The organism is Streptomyces sp. NPDC005752 (assembly GCF_040630715.1).
Lineage (GTDB): Bacteria > Actinomycetota > Actinomycetes > Streptomycetales > Streptomycetaceae > Streptomyces.
The window spans coordinates 138,440-155,701 of the sequence record NZ_JBEXYB010000012.1 but is presented as its reverse complement, the minus strand read 5'-3'; the positions used below and the strand labels follow the sequence as shown (position 1 = coordinate 155,701).

Sequence of the window (17,262 nt, the reverse complement as noted above, 5' to 3'; positions counted from 1 at the left end):
GATCGTTGGTGGGGGATTGGAAGGCGGTACACGGGTGAGCTCGGGAGGATTCGAGCTGCCCCCAGGTGACGCAGGTCACGAGGGGGAATCGATCGATGCCCCACCGGGGGCGGTCTCCCTCGCTCAGCCCGTGGAGATCGGTGCTGAGCTGGGCTGGGGAGCGGACTCCTGGAACGAGGTGCGCACACGGGCCCAGCGGGCGGGGCGTGCCTACATCTGGCTGAATCTGGTGGAGCAGCGGCTGCGTGCCGTCGTCTCCTCCGTGATCCGGCCGATCTACGAGCCTGTGCACGGCGAGGACTGGGTGGTGGCCGCCGCGGGACCCGCGGGGCAGGAGTGGGTGCAGCGTGCCGTCGCGGTCCGGGAGGTCTCGCGCCGCAAGGGCTATCTGCTCGACCCGGCCGACGACAACGTCCTGAGCTTCCTCACGCTGCCGCAGCTGCGCGAGCTGATGGTCCAGCACTGGCCCTGTTTCGAGCCGTACTTCGACGACCGCCGAGACGTGGAGCTCGCGCTGGACGAGCTGGAGGTGGCGCGCAACGTCGTCTCCCGCAACCGTGCGCTGAACGAAGCGGTCCTCGCGCAGGCGGAGAGGGCCTCCGCCCGGCTCCTGGAGATCCTCGGCAGCGGGGCCTCCGTCCCGTCGGCCGACCGGTTGCCGGTGGACGCGGTGGAGGAGCTGGTCGGCGACCGCTACGCCGACGTGGTCTCCGTCCACCCTGACCGGGTGCGGCTGCAGCGCCAGCTGCCCGCCGAGGACCTGTTCGGCGGCGCGCGCCGGCTGGACGCGATCGGCATAGGGCTCAATCTCCTCACGCAGAACTTCTCCGGGCGCCGACTGGTGCGGCTCGCCGAGTCGGGCTGCCGGGTCCGGCTGCTGTTCATCAACCCGGCGAGCAGCGCGGTGAAACGCCGGGAGCGTGAACTGGGGCTCAAGAAGGGCGAGCTGAGCCGCTCGGTGGAGATGAACATCCTCCACATGCGGCGGGTCCGCTCCAAGCTCCGTGACCCGGGCGCCTTCCAGATCCACGTCTTCGACGAGACGCCGCGCTTCACCGCCTATCTGGTGGACGGTGACGGGTCCGACGCGGTCGGGGTCGTCCAGCCGTATCTTCGCCGCGCACGCGGCATGGAGGCGCCCGTACTGGTGCTGCGGGGCGGCGGTCGTGCGGTGGTCAGGGCGGGGCAGGACAGCGAGCACGGACTCTTCGAGACGTACCGCGAGGAGTTCGAGTCGGTCTGGACGGACTCGAGGCCCGTCTCCTGACATCCCTTCCGGCGTTGTCAGTGGTGCGTGCGAGGGTGGTCGTCACTTGGGGGAACGCACCACGGAGGGAAGATACGGGATGAGCTGGATGAGCGGGCCGTTGCTGGCGTTCGACCTGGAGACGACGGGGACGGACGTCGAGACCGACCGCATCGTGACGGCGGCGGTCATCCGGCTGGAGGCCGACGGATCGGTTTCAGGGGAGCGGACGTGGCTGCTGGACCCCGGTGTGGCCATACCCGAGCAGGCGTCGGCGATCCACGGCATCTCGACGGAACGCGCCCGTGAGCACGGGGCTCCGGCCGCCTCCGCGGTCGATGAGATCGCGCGGGCCGTCGCCGACGGGCTGCGCTCGGGGACGCCGCTGGTGGTGATGAACGCACGCTACGACCTGTCTCTGCTCGACCGTGAGTGCCGGCGGTACGCGGTCGACTCGGTCAGCGAGCGACTGGGTGGCGCACCCTCGCCCGTCATCGATCCGCTGGTGATCGACAAGCACGTCGACAAGTACCGGAAGGGGAAGCGGGCCCTGCACGCGTTGTGCGCCCACTACAGGGTGCCGCTCGACGACGCGCACGACGCGAAGGCGGACGCCGTGGCCGCCGCCCGGGTGGTGCGACGCATGGGGGAGATGCACCGGCCCGTCGGAGTGATGCCGTTGCCGGACCTGCACGGCCTCCAGGTGCGCGCGGCGGCCGAGCAGTCGCTCTCCCTGCAGGCGTATCTGCGGCGCACCGCGGATCCGGCGGCGGTCGTCGAAGCGGCCTGGCCGCTCATCCCCCGGAGGCGGGAGCCGGCCGGCGGGTGAGGAGGATCAGGCCACCGTGGGCCGTCAGTTCGGTGCGGGTGAAGCCGTCTCATCGGCCTTGATGTCGAAGTTGATCTGTTCTCCGTCGACCGAGGTGACGTCGACCGACACGCCCAGGGTGCTGCCGTCGTCCGCCGTGAGCTCGCACCGGGTGGTGGTACCGACCTTCCCGACGAGGTCCTCGGGGCAGACGACGTCAGGCTCCGGCCGCCCTGTCGTGCGGGCGAGCTTCTCGGAGACCGTGGCGGCCAGCTTGTCCGCGGACAGTTTCGGTTCGGAGCTCCCCACACTGACCGATGCCGAGCAGCCGACGAGCAGCGCGGCGGTGGCCATGACCGAGAGGCTCCATGTGGCTGCGGACAGGCGGGCAGTGGTCATGGGGACTCCATCCGGATGATCAAGGCGGTCGTGGGAAGCATACGGGGCGGCGACGTCCCCGGGATCCTGCCGGAGGACGCCGACGGGCCGGTCCACGCACCACGCGGGGAACAGCCCGGGCCGGGCCTGTGCGGGCATGCAGGCGGCCGCGGAGTGCGGCCGGAAGCGCCGGGCGGAGAGAGTGCGGCGGGCCCTGACCGCCTCACAGCTTCCCGACCGCCTCACAGCTTTCCGAAGATCACTCCGCGCCACGTCCAGCCCGAGGTGAGGACGGTGTCGCGCAGGGGGCCGGTCAGCTGCGCACTGTCGAAGCTGAAGGTCTCCGTCGCTTCGAGGCGGCCGTTCTCCCCGCGTCGAAGCGACCAGCGGCGTGAGACGGTCCGGCCCGAGCCGCGCGAGTACTCCGCCGAAGTCCGGAGCCGCTGCGGATTCCCGACGCGCTCGACCTCCCACTGCTCCTCGACGGCGCGCACCTCATGGCTCTCCTCGGCCAGACGCATCCGGATCCGGACGGCGTGCGTCAGCTGGGACCCGATGAAGAAGGTCTGCCAGGCGGGCTCGGCGATCCGCCACTCCGCCACCAGATCGGCGTCATGCGCCGCGCCGTCACGGATGACGTAGGGGACGTCCGACTCACCGAGGCCGAGCAGGGCCCTCCGCAACTCCCCGGCCGCGCGTGCCGCCACTCCGGATTCGGGGTGCCTGGTTCCGGTGATCCTGTCGAGAAGTCGCATGAAGTCAACCTGGGAGGGGTCGGGTTGCCGGTGCTGGACGGTCGGAGCCGGCCCGCCGTACGGTACCCGGCTTCGCGCGAGGGGGCGGGCGTTTCAGAAGGGGTACCAGCGCACCTCGGGGTCGTCCTCCCGCAGTGACGCCACCCTGCGCCGGAACTCCTCCAGCGCCTTGGGGTTCGCCGGGGCGTGCTGCGAGACCCAGGCGCAGCTCGCCGTCTCGCGGGCGCCGCGCAGCACCGCGCACCCTTCCCAGGTGCGCACGTCCCAGCCGTACGCCTCAGTGAACGCGTCGTAGGCGGGGGCCGGGAGACCGTAGCGGTCGCGGGAGAGCGCGAGGACCACCAGGTCGTGTTCGCGCAGATCGGCGGAGAAGGTCTCCAGGTCGACCAGCACCGGCCCGTCCGGGGTGACGTGCACGTTGCGGGGAAGCGCGTCGCCGTGGACGGGACCGTGAGCCAGGTGCGGGACGAGGGCCGCCGCGGCCTTCGCGAAGCCGTCGCGCCGGCCGCGCAGATAGTCGGCGTCGGCCGGATCGATCGCGTCGCCCGCGATCCGCAGCCAGCGCTCGACTCCGCCGAGCAGCTCACGGCGGGGCAGTGTGAAGTCCTCGGGGGCGGGCAACGCGTGCACCTGGGTGAGCAACGGGGCCAGGTCACGCGGTTCGGACGGGCGCACGGCGTCGGGCAACCGGTGCCACAGGGTGACCGGGTGGCCCTCCATAAGGCGGGCCCGGGATTCGGCGGCGCGTACGGCGGGTACGCCCGAGGCGGCGAGCCACCGTGCGACGGCCACCTCACGCTCGGCGCGCTCCAGCAGCTCGGGGTGGTGTGTGGCGTCCCGGCCGATCTTGGCCACCAGACCGCCGACGGCGAACACCGCGTTCTCGCCCAGCGCGAGGAGCTCCGCCCCGCCGGGCAGTCCGGCGGCGGTCAGTACTTCGCGTGCGCGCATCTCGTCCATGGCCCGATTTTCTCATCCGCGCAGGCCACCTTGACGAACGGGCGGCCCGTCAGCACGATGACGGGGGCCGCCCGGGCGGCAATACAGGGATGAAACCGATCCAAGGGTAATGAAGAGGTCGAATTCATGACACTGGCGACCGCAATGACGCGGTCCGGGCGTAAGGCCCCCCAGGGCGGACGGGGTGACGGCCGCCGACGGGACGGTGCCACCTGGTTCCTGGTGCTGCCCGCTCTGATCCCGATCCTGATCCTGAGCGTCGGCCCCCTGCTCTACGGCATCGCGCTGGCCTTCACCGACGCGCAGTCGGGCCGCACCCGCTCCACGCAGTGGGTCGGTCTCCTCAACTTCCAGGACCTGCTGCACGACACGCTGTTCTGGGACTCCTTCCGGATCGGCCTGCTGTGGGCGGTCGGGGTCACGGTGCCCCAGTTCGTGCTGGCACTCGGCCTCGCCCTGCTGCTCAACGCGAACCTGCGGATGCGCTGGCTCGCCAGAGCGCTGGCGATCATCCCCTGGGCCATGCCCGAGGTCGTCGTCGGCATCATGTGGCGCCTGGTCTACAACCCCGACGCCGGCATCCTCAACGAGACCGTCCGCGATCTCGGCCTCGGTGACGGCAGGGACTGGCTGACCGGACTCGCCACCGCGCTGCCCGCCGTGATAATCGTCGGCATCTGGGCCGGAATGCCGCAGACCACCGTGGCACTGCTGGCCGGGCTGCAGAACACCCCGCACGAACTGCACGAGGCGGCCGCGCTCGACGGAGCCGGTGCCCTGCGCCGCTTCCGCACGGTCACCTGGCCCGCCATCAGGCCGGTGGCCCTGGCCATCAGCGCGCTCAACTTCATCTGGAACTTCAACTCCTTCGCCCTGGTCTACGTCCTGACCAGCGGCGGACCGGGGGGCCGCACCCGGCTGCCCATGCTCTTCGCCTACGAAGAGGCTTTCCGCTACGGCCAGTTCGGTTATGCGGCCGCGATGGGATGCGTGATGGTCGCCGTCATCTCGGTGATCCTCGCCGTCTACCTCGTCGGCCGACTCAGGGGAGGTGAGGACGCATGAGCCTCCGTACGGGCAGAACCGCGCGCGCCGGACAGTACGCCGCGCTCCTGTGCTATCTCGTCTTCCTGGCCTTCCCCTTCCTCTGGCTGATATCGACCGCCTTCAAGCCGGCCCGTGAACTCGGCTCGCTGCACCCCACGTGGATTCCACAGGATCCGACGCTGGACAACTTCCGGCAGGCCTTCGACGAACAGCCGCTGCTCCGGGCCGCGGCCAACTCGCTCACCGCCGCGCTGTGTGCGGCCCTGATCGCGGTCGTCATCGCCACGCCCATGGCCTACGTGATGGCCCGGCACCGGGGGCGCCTGGCCGCCGCCGCCACCGGATGGGTCGTGGTGAGCCAGGCGTTCCCCTTCGTCCTGGTGATCATTCCGCTGTTCCTGGTCCTCAAGTACCTGCACCTGATCAACTCGTTGTGGGGGCTGATCCTGGTGTACGTCGTCTGGTCACTGCCCTTCGCCCTCTGGATGCTGGCCGGCTACGTACGGGCGGTGCCGCCCGAACTGGAGGAGGCCGCCGCCGTCGACGGGGCCGGGAAGGTGCGGATCCTCGTCTCGGTCACCGCACCGCTGCTGGCCCCGGGGATCGTGGCCACCGCCCTCTTCGCGTTCATCACCGCATGGAACGAGTTCTTCTTCGCGCTCGTCCTGCTCAAGACACCGGAGAAGCAGACCTTGCCGGTCGTACTCACCCATTTCCTGGGCGCGGAGGGCGTGGCCGACCTCGGGCCGCTCGCCGCCGCCGCCTTCCTCGCCACCCTCCCCTCGCTCGTGCTCTTCGCGATCATCCAGAAGCGCATCACCGGCGGTCTGACGGCCGGGGCGGTGAAGCACTGATGGGCCGCCGACTGCCCTCACTCGCCGCCGCGGTGACCACCGCGCTCGCTCTCCTGCTGACCGGCTGTTCGGGAGACGGTGGCCGCGGCACGGACACCGGCGGTCCGATCCGGCTCAGCTTCCAGTCGCTGGCCTGGCAGAAGGAATCCGTCGACGCCAACAAGCAGCTCGTACGCGAATGGAACGCGGCCCACCCGGACGTCCAGGTGGACTACGTCCAGGGCAGCTGGGACAACGTCCACGACCAGCTGCTGACCTCCTTCGAGGGCGGTGAGGCGCCTGACATCATCCACGACGCCTCCGACGACCTCGCGGACTTCGCGTACGGCGGCTACCTCGCCGACCTGCGGCCCCTGCTGCCGGGCCGGCTGACCGGGGACATCCCGCGGCAGTCGTGGGCGACCACCACCTTCGGCGACGGCGTCTACGGAGTCCCCTTCCTCCAGGAACCCAAGGTCCTGATCGCCAACAAGAAGATCCTCGAGTCCTCGGGGGTCCGGATCCCGACCCCCGAGAAGCCCTGGAGCTGGGCGGAGTTCCGTCAGGTCACCCAGGAGCTGACGGGGAAGGGGACGTACGGGGTCGCCTGGCCGCTCAAGGAGCCGGTATCCGTCACCCTCAACCTGGGCCTCTCCACCGGCGGGCAGCTCTTCCACCGCGGCGCGGACGGCAAGGTGGACATCCGCTTCGACGACGGTGACCGGGTCATGCCCGGCACGGTCCAGGAGCAGGTCAACTCCGATCGAAGCGCCGCGCGTTCAGCGCTCGGCATGGGCGGTTCGGACACACTTCCCGGCTTCTTCGGCGGCAAGTACGCCATGGTCCCGCTGGGATTCTCCTACCGCCAGCAGGTCGTCGAACAGGCCCCCGAGGGCTTCGAGTGGACGGTACTGCCCACCCCGGCGGGCAGCGGAGGGACCGCCCAGGGGGTCAGCCCGCAGACCCTCTCCGTCGCCGAGGACAGCCCGCACAAGAAGGAGGCCGTGCAGTTCATCGACTTCCTGCTGCGTCCCGCGAACATGGTGCGGCTCGCCAAGGGGGACTGGATGCTGCCGACCGGAACCGAGGCGCTGGCCGATCCCGCGCTGCACACCGAGGAGAACGGCTGGGCTGCGGGCACCGCTCTCGCCCGGGGGCTGCGTCCCGCCCCCGCGCAGTCCGTGCGCGGCTATCCCGAGTGGAAGGACAAGGTCGCCACGCCCGCACTCCAGGAGTACTACAGCGGGGCCATCGACACCGAGGAGCTGAAGAAACGCCTGGTCGACGACGGGAACCGGGTGTTGGCCCGCTACCAGCGCTGACCGGGCCGGAGCGCGGGTCCCCCGACTGGACGGGTCTCGTCCTGTCTGCCTCGGCGGCATGAGGACGCCGCCGACGTCACCTCGTGCCCCGCCCGCGTGCTTCTCCGGGCTCGACCATCCACCGGGCGCCGACCTGCTGCGCATGCCGGCGCCCCAGTGGCTGGAACGCGCCGGCCTTCTGCGAGCATGTCGGCTGTACGGACGGCTCAGGGGAGAGGTGGAGGCGTGGAGACGTTGGTGGAAGAGGCCGTAGCGACGACCCTCCGCAACGGGGACGGAGACACGGTGCGCCTGTACGTAGCCGCCTGCGTCGAACGCATGGCACCACTGTTCGTGGGGCTGCGGGCGGGCGGAGGAGGCAGGGAAGGCGACGTCGACCTCTACGCGGAGTCCGTACACGACCTCTGGCACGTCGACCGCCCGTTGTCCGACGCCGAGGAGCGCGTACGTGTGCTGGAGCGGTTTCCGGAGCTGAGGCAGAAGGACGACGAGGTGATCACCGACGTCGTCGGCATCTACGCCTTCTTCGCCGCCCTGGTCCTGCGCCATGCCTTGCCGGCCAACGGGTCGGGGAATCCCGAGGACGCGGTGTCCTGCGGGCATGCGGCGCTCACCGCGATGGGGATGCTGGACCAGAACGTGGTCGGCACCGGCTTCCGCGCGCAGGAGCACCGGCTCCAGTCCCTCTCGGTGTCCGGTGACACCGCAGGGCTGTGGGAAGCGAGCACCGAGGCGGGGCGGGAACGGTTCCGCGCCGTACTCGGTCATTCCGCCGGCAGCCCGGGCTGAGGGCGGCGGGCCGCGTGCGGCTCAGCGCCGCCCGGCGGCCGCCCGTGGCGGCGGCGTGCCCCGGGGGAGCGGACCGCTGCGGTGCCGAGTCGGCAGACGAAGGCGGCGGCCCGCGAACCGGTCGCTCCGGCCGGCACTGACGCCTCCGGTCCTCGCGCCTTCCCGGCTCCGAGTGCCGCCTGCCCTCGGTCCGGCCGCTCGGACCCGCCGCGTGGCGCATGTGCGGGGACCGAGGGCGGGCCGCGGGCCCGTCGGGGCTCGGGCGGGAGGCGGCCGCGTAAGGGGCTGACCGCCTGACATCCCGTCATCCCCATATGTCATGCAAGCGGTGGACCACGCGTCCCCGCCCGGGGAAGGCGGGAGCTGCCATCGACGCACACAACCGAAGCATGCCATTCCGCTCCCTCGTTCCGGAGTTCCTGCTGGTAGGGCGGGGGGCATTCGTGTCTGATCTGGCCAGGTTCACTCGTACGTGAATTCTGAGGCGCTCTCATGCTGCGGAATCGCACGGCGTTTTGGACTGATTCGCAGTGAAGCGCGCATTTTATCTGTGTCGAAAGCTTGCCGAGTCCGTGACGGCTGCATGAAGGTCTTGATCTGCGCGCGTCAATCGAGCAGTGTTTCGAACCAGCCCCCGGAGAATTTCCGGCCGAGGGCCAATCCCCCCACAAAGAATGACGAGGAGCCCCCTCTTCATGGCAATTCACAAGCGCGCTCGTTCGGTCAAGCTCACCGCCGCGATCACCGCAGTCGCTGCGGCCGCCGGTGTCACCCTGCTCTCCACCTCGTTCGCCGGAGCCGCCCCGGCTCCCGCGATGGGCACCGTCTACGGCGCGGACGCGGCGACGGCCGTCTCCGGCAGCTACATCGTGATGCTGGACCAGAAGGCCGACAAGGCCGGGCTGGCGAAGGAGTACGGCGGCAAGCTCCAGCGGAACTACAAGTCGGCCATCAACGGCTTCTCCGCCAGCGGGCTTTCGGAGACCGAGGCCAAGCGGCTCGCCGCCGACCCGGCCGTCTCCAAGGTCGTCCAGAACAAGAAGTTCCACATCGACGCCACCCAGGACAACCCGCCTTCATGGGGGCTGGACCGGATCGACCAGGCCGAGACCACCGGTGACGGCGCGTACAACTACCCGGACGCCGCGGGCGGGGACGTCACGGCGTACGTCATCGACACCGGTGTCCGCGTCACCCACAAGGACTTCGAGGGCCGCGCCACTTCGGGCTTCGACGCCGTGGACAACGACGACGACGCCGACGACGGCAACGGGCACGGCACCCACGTGGCCGGAACCATAGCGGGCGCGGCCCACGGGGTGGCCAAGAAGGCGAAGATCGTGGCCGTCCGGGTCCTGGACGACGCCGGCTCGGGCACCACCGAGCAGGTCGTCGCGGGCATCGACTGGGTCACCACGAACCACGAGGGCCCGTCCGTCGCCAACATGAGCCTCGGTGGATCCGCGGACCCGGCCCTCGACGCCGCGGTGCAGAAGGCCATCGCCTCCGGCGTCACCTTCGCCGTCGCCGCGGGCAACGAGTCGAGCGACGCCGGCGAGGGCTCCCCCTCCCGCGTCCCCGAGGCCATCACGGTTGCCTCGTCCACCGTGGACGACGAGCAGTCGTCGTTCTCCAACTTCGGCTCGGTCGTCGACATCTACGCTCCCGGCTCGGACATCACGTCGGCCTGGAACGACAGTGACGACGCCACGAACACGATCTCGGGCACGTCCATGGCGACGCCGCACGTGGTCGGTGCGGCGGCCGTCTACCTCGGTGGACACCCGGACGCCACCCCGGAGGAGGTCGCCACGGCGCTCTCGGACGGAGCCACCCCGGATGCCATCTCCAACGCCACCGAGGGTACGGCGAACAAGCTCCTCAAGGTCGTGGAGTAGGACGAACAGGCACGACGGAACAGGCACGAGGCCGCCGCGCCCTCCCCCACGGGGCGCGGCGGCCTCACGCCGTCAAAAGCCCTAGGGTGAGGTCATGAGCACGATGTACGCGGCACTGCTGCGCGGGATCAATGTGAGTGGGCACCGCCGGGTCCCGATGGCGGAACTCCGCACGCTGCTCGGGGAACTGGGGCACGAGGACATCGCCACGTACCTGCAGAGCGGCAACGCCGTGTTCCGCAGCGCGTCCGGCGACGAGGGGACCCTGGCCGCCGGGCTGGAGCGGGCGATCGAGGAGCGGTTCGGCTTTCCGGTCGACTGTCTGGTCCGATCGGCCGGCTATCTCGCCGACGTGGCCGGCGCCTGCCCCTTCCCGGCCGCCGAACTCGAGGCCAAGCAACTGCACGTCACCTATTTCGACAGGGCCGTCGACGCCGCACGCTTCGCCGCGCTCGACGCCGAGGCCTTCCGCCCCGAGGAGTTCCGGCTCGGGGACCGTGCCCTCTACCTGTACGCGCCCGAAGGGCTCGGACGCTCGAAGCTCGCGGTGGCGCTCGGGCGGCCCGCCTTCACCCGTGACCTCATCGCCACCAGCCGCAACTGGAACACCGTGGTCAAGCTTGTGGAGATGACACGTGACTGAGTCCTCGCCCGCCGTTGCCGCAGCCGTCGAGGGCGAGCTCCGCCTCCTCGATCCCGGGGTGCGGGCCTCGGCGGATGTGCTGGCAACGCTGCTGCACCCCGACTTCCGGGAGATCGGCACCAGCGGCCGCCTCTGGCAGCGGGACACCATCATCGCCATGCTCACGGACCCGGACGCGCCGCATCCAGGACCGCTCACCGCGTCACGGATGAGGGGCGACCAGCTCGCGCCGGACCTGGTGCACCTCACCTTCGACACGGAGTCCAAAGGGCTGCGTTCACACCGCAGTTCCCTGTGGCGGCTGACCGGGAGCGGCTGGCTGCTCTATTTCCACCAGGCCACCCCCTTCATCGACGACCCGTTCGCCGAGGCCTGAGCCCCCGGTTCCACCGACATCCCGACACACCCCCTCCGGCAGCACACTCCGGGGCGGCACCACAAGAGTGCCGCCCCGGTCTGATCTGCGCCCGGAGTCCGGCCGGTTCTCGCCCGAAGGGTTAATTCCAGCCAACTGGAGAGCCCGGGCAAAACGCTGGTAAAGCGCCTGAACGGACGGGGCTCCGAGGGGCCCGGTCCGGGCCGCCGGCGCCCTTGTGTGCCCCGTTCCCCGGCGGCTGCGGCGTGTGTGAACGCGATGCGCGTAGACAGGTTCCGATGTCCTCCGCCCGCTTCGCACTTTGCTGCAATTCGCAGGCACCATCCGTTCGGTGAGCGGACGTCGGCGTTCGGAGGGCACCCGCACGCATACCGGAGTTCACGGTCCGTTCTTCGCCACGGGCCGGAAGGGGACCTTGCCACAGACTCAAGCGGAGTCAAGGATTCGAGTCGTGCGGTTGGCAGGTCCACGACCAGAACCCACCTGGTCGCGGACAGCCGTACGTCCTCGGCCCGCCCACCCAGCGGGCCGGACACCCCCAAAGACGGAGGATCCTGTGACCTTCAAGCGCTTCGCCCCCCTCGGCTCGATCTCCAGACGTGCTCGCCTCATCGCCGCGACCTCAGGTCTGGTCACCGCCGTGGCGCTTGCGGCACCGACCGCGGTCGCTCAGGCGGCACCGGACACCACCGTGACGAAGGCCGAGCTGGCCGACGCGAGTACGGCCGTGCGCGGTGCCGACATCGCGGGTACCGCCTGGTACACGGAAGCGAAGACCGGCAAGGTCGTCGTCACCGTCGACAGCACGGTCTCCGCCGCCGAGATCGCCACGATCAAGAAGTCGGTCACCGACTCGGGCGCCAAGGCCGACATCAACCGTACCGAGGGCAAGTTCAACAAGCTCATCGCGGGCGGACAGGCCATCTACGCCGGCGGCGGACGCTGCTCCCTCGGCTTCAACGTCCGCAGCGGCAGCACCTACTACGCGCTGACCGCCGGGCACTGCACCGAGATAGGCAGCACCTGGTACACCAACTCCGGCCAGACCGCGGTCCTCGGCTCGCGGGCCGGCAGCAGCTTCCCGACCAATGACTACGGCCTGATCCGGCACTCCAACTCCGCCAACGCGGACGGCCGGGTCTACCTGTACAACGGCAGCTACCAGGACATCACCTCCGCCGCGACCCCCAGCGTCGGCCAGTCCGTCAAGCGCAGCGGCTCCACCACCGGCGTCCACAGCGGCACCGTCACCGGCCTCAACGCGACGGTGAACTACGGCGGCGGCGACGTCGTCTACGGCATGATCCAGACCAACGTCTGCGCCGAGCCCGGCGACAGCGGCGGCTCGCTCTTCTCCGGCTCCACCGCGCTGGGCCTCACCTCGGGCGGCAGCGGTAACTGCAGCTCGGGTGGCACCACGTTCTTCCAGCCGGTCACCGAGGCCCTGAGCGCCTACGGCGTCAGCGTCTTCTAGGACCACCTCCCGTACGTCCTGCGGGCCGCGCTCTCCCCGAGCGCGGCCCGCAGCCGTACGTCCGGACCGGCCCGGTCACCCGCCCCGGGCCGGTCACCGCCGGAGAACGGTCACCATCGCCGGTGCACGGTCGCCTTGCCTCCGGTCACCAGGCTTGCTGCCGGGACGTCTTCGGCCACGACCGCCCCCGCGGCGACCACGGCGTCACGGCCGATGCTGACGCCGGGCAGGATCGTGGCGCCGGCCCCGATCCACACGTTCTCCGCCACGTCGATGGGCCCGCCGCTGAGCCACCCACGTCGCTCCTCGGGATCGACCGGATGGCCGACGGTGATGAACGTGGCCTTCGGGCCGACCATCACACGCTCGCCGAGCCTGATGCCGGCGTAGTCCAGGAACGTGCAGTTCTGGTTGATGAACACCCGCTCCGCCAGGTCCAGATGAAGGCCGTGGTCCGTGTAGAAGGGCGGATGGACCGTGGCGCTCGTCGGCAGCGGCCTGCCGAGGATCTGTTCGAACAGTTCCGCCTTGCCCGCCTCGTCCTCGAAGGGCAGGACGTTCAGGCGCGAGGTGAGTTCGGTGGCCCGCAGCACCCTCTCGGCCATGGCCTGGAACTCGGGGCTGCGGATGCGCATGAGGTGGTCGCTGGACATGTCACGATCCTTCCTGTCGTACCGGTGAGGACGTGACCCGCCGGGCGCGGGTGGAGGCGGACCGGCAGCCGGTCGGGTCACCGGTCGGCGATGATTCCACGGAGTCCTGGACGGGGATCCGTCGGGGGAAGGACACGGCCGATTCCTGCGACGACGAGCACGATCACCGCGGGGGAGCCCATCGGGCGACCCGATGCCGGCCGCGCCCGCTCGGCGTGATGCGGCGCGACGCCTCAGGCGCTCATCGCCCCGGTCGCCGGGACGCGCGCCTCGTCGTACCGGGTCAGCAGCAGCCGGGCGAGCGCCGGGGACGGGCCCAGGACGTCGGCCAGCACATCGGCCCCGGCCTCCTCGGCGCCCGTGGCGATGCGGTCGGGGAGCCGCCCCGGGGCGATGACGTACGGGGCCACCGCGACCCGCTGTGCGCCGTCCGCCCGCAGGTCCCGCACCACGTCCGCGGTGCGGGAGAAACCCCCCGCACCGACAGCGGAGGCGAACGCGGGCCGCACGGCGCACCAACCGGTGTGCCGCAGCTCCCGCGCGATTTCAGCGATCACCGCGCTCGCCTCCGGGTCCGTCGAGCCGGCCGAGGCCAGTACCAGCCCCGTCGAACTCCTGTCGCCGGGGCTCAGTCCGGCCTCGTACAGCCTCTGTTCCAGCGCGGCGTTCAGCAGCGGGGACGGGCCGAGCACGCCGGCCTGGCTGATCCGCAGCCGCGGCAGTCGCGTACGGGCCTCGCGGAGCACCGAGGGGATGTCCGACTTGGCGTGGAAGGCCCGCGTCAGCAGCAGGGGAAGCGCGACGACCTCATCGGCTCCCTCCGCGGCCAGGCGTTCCAGCACCCTGGGCACCGACGGGGCGTTGAAGTCCAGGAATCCCGTCTCCACGCGCAGGCCCGGCCGCAGCGACCGTACCCGCGCGGTGAGCGCGTGGACGGTCGCCGCGTGCCGCGGATCGCGGCTGCCGTGGGCGATGACGAGGAGGACCGGAGCCGACATGGGGACTCAGCTCTTCACGAGGAGACCGCGGCCACGCAGCACCCGCCGCTCCAGCGGACTGAAGATCAGCAGGTCGATCGCGATGCCGACGAACAGGATGAGCAGGATCGCCAGGAAGATCCCCGGCATGTCGAAGTTGTTGCGGCCGTTCTCCAGCAACTGGCCGAGTCCCAGGCCCAGGTCGGGCGAGGACGCGATGATCTCCGCGGCCATGAGCGAGCGCCAGGAGAACGCCCAGCCCTGCTTGAGCCCCGCCAGATAGCCGGGCAGCGCGGCCGGCAGCACGATGTGGATCGTCCCGCGCAGTCCGGTGGCACCGATGGTGCGGCCCGCCCGGAGGAACAGTGGCGGCACCTGGTCGACACCGGAGACCAGCCCGTTGGCGACGGACGGGACGGCGCCCAGCAGGATCACCGCGTACATCATCGAGTCGTTGAGCCCGAGCCAGATCACGGCCGGTGCCACCCATGCCACCGACGGCAGGGACTGCAGCCCGGACAGGATCGGGCCGATCGCCGCACGGACCACCTTCACCCGTGCCACCAGCAGACCCAGGGGCGTACCGATCGCGACGGCCATGACGAAGCCGAGCAGACCTCGCGACACACTGGTCCAGATGACCTCCAGCAGCGTGCCCTGCAGCCACATGTCGGTCAGGCTGTTCCAGACCGCGGCCGGTGGCGGCAGCTTGTAGTCGTCGGTGACCTTGGCCCAGACCAGCAACTGCCAGACCAGGACCACCAGGACGACCGCGACGACCGGTGGCAGGACCTTGCTGAGCAGGACCTCGCGGGCCGGTGTCCTGCGTACCTGTACGGCGTCGAGCGCGTCCAGGCCCGCCTCGAGACCCGCCAGGTCGTCGGCCTTCGTATCAGTGCTGGCCATGTCGGCGGATCTCCCCACGCAGTTGTTCGGTGATCTCGACGGACAGTTCCGCCACGGCGGTGTCCTCGATGCGGCGAGGCTGCTCGATGTCCACGGTCCACTCCCGGGCGATCCGGCCGGGACGCGACGACAGCAGGACGACGCGCTGCGCGAGCCGCACCGCCTCGCGCACGTTGTGGGTGACGAAGAGGACGGAGGCGTTCGTCTCGCGCCAGATCCGGGTCAGTTCGTCGTGCAGCACGTCGCGGGTGATGGCGTCGAGCGCGGCGAACGGCTCGTCCATCAGCAGCAGTTGGCTGTCCTGCGCGAGTGCCCGGGCCATCGCCACCCGCTGGCGCATACCGCCCGAGAGCTCGTGCACCCGCTTCCCGTAGGCCCCGCCGAGGCGCACGAGCTCGAGCAGCCGTTCCGCCTCGGGCCTGCGCTCCGGCCTGGGCACCCCGCGCAGCCGCAGGGCCAGTTCGATGTTCTTGCCCGCGGTCAGCCACGGGAAGAGGGCGTGCTCCTGGAACATCAGGGCCGGACGTCCGCCGGGGGTCTCGATGGACCCCGCGGTCGGGCGGTCGAGTCCGGCCACCAGGTTGAGCAGGGTCGACTTGCCGCACCCGGAGGCTCCCAGGAGGGTGACGAACTCGCCCGGAGCGACATCGAGCGTGATGTCGTCCAGGACGAGCTGCTGCCCCGTGGGTCCGGCGAAGGACTTCGAGACGTTCGCGAGACGAGCGGCGTGCTCGACCGTTGCACGGTCCTCGGCCTTGGTGAGGGTGGTGGTCGCCATGGTCGTCACCTCCTGGGAATCTTCAGGGTTCCTGGTGCGGTCGGGTGGGCTACTTGGCGCCGAGACCGGCGTCGGCGACCTCGGGCTGTCCCTCGGCCCTGAGGATCTTGTTCAGTGGCTTCAGGTCGTAGATGCCCTTGAGGTCGGGCTTCTCCAGCAGGCCCGCCTCGACCGCGTGGTCGGCCTGCGCCTGGAGCGTGGCGGCCAGCGGGTCGTCGGTGATCTGGATGGACTCCCACGCCGGGTCGAGGACCGCTGGGGGCAACGCCTTGCCGCTGAGCTTCTCCAGCGCCGAGTTGGCCGAGGCCTTCGCCTCATCCGGGTTGGCGTTGATCCACTTGTTGGTCTTCACCGTGCCCCGCAGAACCGCGTCCACGACGTCGGGGTGCTCGGAGAGGAACTTCTGCGACACGATGATGTTCGTGATGACGAATTTGTCGTCCGGCCACAGCGTCGACTCGTCGAGCAGGACCTTGCCGCCCTCGGCGACCAGCTTGGAGGCGGTCGGCTCCGGGACCCAGGCACCGTCCAGCGAACCGGACTTGAAGGCGTCCGGGGTCACCTTGTTGTCCGAGCGGACCACGGAGACGTCGCCCTTGCCGCTCTGGGCGTCGACCTTCCAGCCCTTCTCGGAGATCCAGTTCAGGAACGCCACGTCCTGGGTGTTGCCGAGCTGCGGGGTGGCGATCTTCTTGCCCTTGAGGTCGTCAAGAGTCTTGATCTTCTTCGGGTCGACGACGAGCTTCACCCCGCCGGAGGCCGAGCCGCCGAGGATCCGCAGGCTCTGGCCCTGGGACTTGGCGTAGCCGTTGATCGAGGGGGAGGGGCCGATGAAGCCGATGTCGATCGAACCCGCGTTGAGCGCCTCGATCTCGGAGGGCCCGGCGTTGAACGTCGAGGGCTTGACCGTGGTGCCGCCCAGCTCCTTGGCGATGAGGCCTTCCTGGATACCGACCAGGGCGGTGGCGTGCGTGAGGTTCGGGAAGTAGCCGATCTTCACGGAGTCCGCGGAGAGCTTCTTCCCGCCGGCGGAGACGTCCGCCTTCGCGGCGTCGTCGTCCTTCGACTCGGAACCGTAGCCGCAGGCGGTGGCCGCCACGGCGAGCAGCGGCAGAGCGGCGGCAGCGGCGAGGCCGCGGCGGAGAGTGTTACGGGTGGCACGCACGGGAGGCGTTCCTCTCGTCGGCCCGGTGCTCACGTCCCCCTGGGATCAGGTGGCGCGGCCGGGCGATCGGCAGGTCTTCGTCTGAACTGGCGGTGCGGGTGGCACGAGCGGGCGCGCAGGCAGTGCGCGTACGTCATCACGCACATCGCCCGACCCCGCCCTTGCCTCCCCCGAGCTCTCGACTTCGCTCGACCAGGGGGCACCCCCACCCGAGGGCGCCGCTGCCGACCCGGCCGCCCTCCTTCGCGAAGGTG

Annotated in this window: 18 protein-coding genes; 10 read left to right on the top strand and 8 right to left on the bottom strand. The window is 70.4% G+C overall.

What is annotated here, in order from left to right; genetic code table 11:
- The first annotated feature begins 34 nt into the window (after positions 1–34).
- Entirely contained in the window at positions 35–1,267 is a 1,233-nt protein-coding gene (locus ABZ441_RS13025; RefSeq protein ID WP_358971953.1) for an SAV2148 family HEPN domain-containing protein, read from the top strand.
- Between the two features lie 79 nt (positions 1,268–1,346).
- Positions 1,347–2,075 (top strand): 3'-5' exonuclease, encoded by a 729-nt coding sequence (locus ABZ441_RS13020; RefSeq protein WP_358971951.1) that lies wholly within the window; start codon positions 1,347–1,349, stop codon positions 2,073–2,075.
- A 24-nt stretch (positions 2,076–2,099) separates the two neighbouring features.
- Here ABZ441_RS13020 and ABZ441_RS13015 read toward each other — a convergent pair whose 3' ends face one another.
- From ABZ441_RS13015 to ABZ441_RS13005, 3 genes are all read right to left on the bottom strand, one after another.
- Positions 2,100–2,453, bottom strand: a complete 354-nt coding sequence (locus ABZ441_RS13015; protein WP_358971948.1) for a DUF4333 domain-containing protein — start codon at positions 2,451–2,453, stop codon at positions 2,100–2,102.
- A gap of 221 nt (positions 2,454–2,674) precedes the next feature.
- A complete protein-coding gene (locus ABZ441_RS13010; protein WP_358971945.1) occupies positions 2,675–3,187 on the bottom strand; it encodes a hypothetical protein in 513 nt (170 codons plus the stop codon).
- Between the two features lie 93 nt (positions 3,188–3,280).
- Positions 3,281–4,147 (bottom strand): aminoglycoside phosphotransferase family protein, encoded by an 867-nt coding sequence (locus ABZ441_RS13005; protein WP_358971942.1) that lies wholly within the window; start codon positions 4,145–4,147, stop codon positions 3,281–3,283.
- Between the two features lie 126 nt (positions 4,148–4,273).
- Between ABZ441_RS13005 and ABZ441_RS13000 the strand changes: the two genes are divergently transcribed.
- From ABZ441_RS13000 to ABZ441_RS12965, 8 genes are all read left to right on the top strand, one after another.
- Positions 4,274–5,212, top strand: a complete 939-nt coding sequence (locus ABZ441_RS13000) for a sugar ABC transporter permease (RefSeq protein WP_358971939.1) — start codon at positions 4,274–4,276, stop codon at positions 5,210–5,212.
- On the top strand, positions 5,209–6,048 hold the full coding sequence (locus ABZ441_RS12995) for a carbohydrate ABC transporter permease (RefSeq protein ID WP_358971936.1): 840 nt from the start codon (positions 5,209–5,211) through the stop codon (positions 6,046–6,048). Before ABZ441_RS13000 ends, ABZ441_RS12995 begins: the two co-directional genes overlap by 4 nt.
- The gene (locus ABZ441_RS12990; protein ID WP_358971933.1) at positions 6,048–7,349 is read left to right on the top strand and encodes an extracellular solute-binding protein; all 1,302 of its coding nucleotides are present in this window, start codon (positions 6,048–6,050) and stop codon (positions 7,347–7,349) included. The genes ABZ441_RS12995 and ABZ441_RS12990 overlap by 1 nt, the downstream gene beginning before the upstream one ends.
- Positions 7,350–7,574: 225 nt before the next feature.
- On the top strand, positions 7,575–8,138 hold the full coding sequence (locus ABZ441_RS12985) for a hypothetical protein (protein ID WP_358971930.1): 564 nt from the start codon (positions 7,575–7,577) through the stop codon (positions 8,136–8,138).
- 695 nt (positions 8,139–8,833) lie between these two features.
- The gene (locus tag ABZ441_RS12980) at positions 8,834–10,036 is read left to right on the top strand and encodes a S8 family peptidase (protein ID WP_358971927.1); all 1,203 of its coding nucleotides are present in this window, start codon (positions 8,834–8,836) and stop codon (positions 10,034–10,036) included.
- Between the two features lie 94 nt (positions 10,037–10,130).
- The gene (locus ABZ441_RS12975) at positions 10,131–10,679 is read left to right on the top strand and encodes a DUF1697 domain-containing protein (protein ID WP_358971924.1); all 549 of its coding nucleotides are present in this window, start codon (positions 10,131–10,133) and stop codon (positions 10,677–10,679) included.
- Positions 10,672–11,055: a nuclear transport factor 2 family protein gene (locus tag ABZ441_RS12970; RefSeq protein WP_358971921.1), complete on the top strand. Its 384-nt coding sequence runs from the start codon at positions 10,672–10,674 to the stop codon at positions 11,053–11,055. The genes ABZ441_RS12975 and ABZ441_RS12970 overlap by 8 nt, the downstream gene beginning before the upstream one ends.
- A 556-nt stretch (positions 11,056–11,611) precedes the next feature.
- Positions 11,612–12,529 carry a S1 family peptidase gene (locus tag ABZ441_RS12965; RefSeq protein WP_358971918.1) on the top strand — a complete coding sequence of 306 codons (918 nt, stop codon included), beginning with the start codon at positions 11,612–11,614 and terminating at the stop codon, positions 12,527–12,529.
- Between the two features lie 110 nt (positions 12,530–12,639).
- On the opposite strand, the gene ABZ441_RS12960 is transcribed toward ABZ441_RS12965, so the two are convergent.
- From ABZ441_RS12960 to ABZ441_RS12940, 5 genes are all read right to left on the bottom strand, one after another.
- Positions 12,640–13,182 (bottom strand): DapH/DapD/GlmU-related protein, encoded by a 543-nt coding sequence (locus tag ABZ441_RS12960; RefSeq protein ID WP_358971916.1) that lies wholly within the window; start codon positions 13,180–13,182, stop codon positions 12,640–12,642.
- Positions 13,183–13,415: 233 nt separating this feature from the next.
- A complete protein-coding gene (locus ABZ441_RS12955; RefSeq protein WP_358971913.1) occupies positions 13,416–14,180 on the bottom strand; it encodes a sirohydrochlorin chelatase in 765 nt (254 codons plus the stop codon).
- A gap of 6 nt (positions 14,181–14,186) precedes the next feature.
- Complete coding sequence (locus tag ABZ441_RS12950; protein WP_358971910.1) at positions 14,187–15,065, bottom strand: ABC transporter permease; 879 nt, start codon at positions 15,063–15,065, stop codon at positions 14,187–14,189.
- The gene (locus ABZ441_RS12945) at positions 15,052–15,843 is read right to left on the bottom strand and encodes an ABC transporter ATP-binding protein (protein ID WP_358971908.1); all 792 of its coding nucleotides are present in this window, start codon (positions 15,841–15,843) and stop codon (positions 15,052–15,054) included. Before ABZ441_RS12945 ends, ABZ441_RS12950 begins: the two co-directional genes overlap by 14 nt.
- Positions 15,844–15,892: 49 nt before the next feature.
- Positions 15,893–17,008 carry an aliphatic sulfonate ABC transporter substrate-binding protein gene (locus tag ABZ441_RS12940; protein ID WP_358971905.1) on the bottom strand — a complete coding sequence of 372 codons (1,116 nt, stop codon included), beginning with the start codon at positions 17,006–17,008 and terminating at the stop codon, positions 15,893–15,895.
- Between the last annotated feature and the right edge of the window lie 254 nt (positions 17,009–17,262).

Excerpts from the sequence above, each read along its gene's own strand:
- ABZ441_RS13020 (WP_358971951.1), top strand. The coding sequence starts at position 1,347 with ATGAGCTGGATGAGCGGGCCGTTGCTGGCGTTCGACCTGGAGACGACG.
- ABZ441_RS13015 (WP_358971948.1), bottom strand. The coding sequence starts at position 2,453 with ATGACCACTGCCCGCCTGTCCGCAGCCACATGGAGCCTCTCGGTCATG.
- ABZ441_RS13010 (WP_358971945.1), bottom strand. The coding sequence starts at position 3,187 with ATGCGACTTCTCGACAGGATCACCGGAACCAGGCACCCCGAATCCGGA.
- ABZ441_RS13005 (WP_358971942.1), bottom strand. The coding sequence starts at position 4,147 with ATGGACGAGATGCGCGCACGCGAAGTACTGACCGCCGCCGGACTGCCC.
- ABZ441_RS13000 (WP_358971939.1), top strand. The coding sequence starts at position 4,274 with ATGACACTGGCGACCGCAATGACGCGGTCCGGGCGTAAGGCCCCCCAG.
- ABZ441_RS12995 (WP_358971936.1), top strand. The coding sequence starts at position 5,209 with ATGAGCCTCCGTACGGGCAGAACCGCGCGCGCCGGACAGTACGCCGCG.
- ABZ441_RS12990 (WP_358971933.1), top strand. The coding sequence starts at position 6,048 with ATGGGCCGCCGACTGCCCTCACTCGCCGCCGCGGTGACCACCGCGCTC.
- ABZ441_RS12980 (WP_358971927.1), top strand. The coding sequence starts at position 8,834 with ATGGCAATTCACAAGCGCGCTCGTTCGGTCAAGCTCACCGCCGCGATC.
- ABZ441_RS12975 (WP_358971924.1), top strand. The coding sequence starts at position 10,131 with ATGAGCACGATGTACGCGGCACTGCTGCGCGGGATCAATGTGAGTGGG.
- ABZ441_RS12960 (WP_358971916.1), bottom strand. The coding sequence starts at position 13,182 with ATGTCCAGCGACCACCTCATGCGCATCCGCAGCCCCGAGTTCCAGGCC.
- ABZ441_RS12955 (WP_358971913.1), bottom strand. The coding sequence starts at position 14,180 with ATGTCGGCTCCGGTCCTCCTCGTCATCGCCCACGGCAGCCGCGATCCG.
- ABZ441_RS12950 (WP_358971910.1), bottom strand. The coding sequence starts at position 15,065 with ATGGCCAGCACTGATACGAAGGCCGACGACCTGGCGGGTCTCGAGGCG.
- ABZ441_RS12945 (WP_358971908.1), bottom strand. The coding sequence starts at position 15,843 with ATGGCGACCACCACCCTCACCAAGGCCGAGGACCGTGCAACGGTCGAG.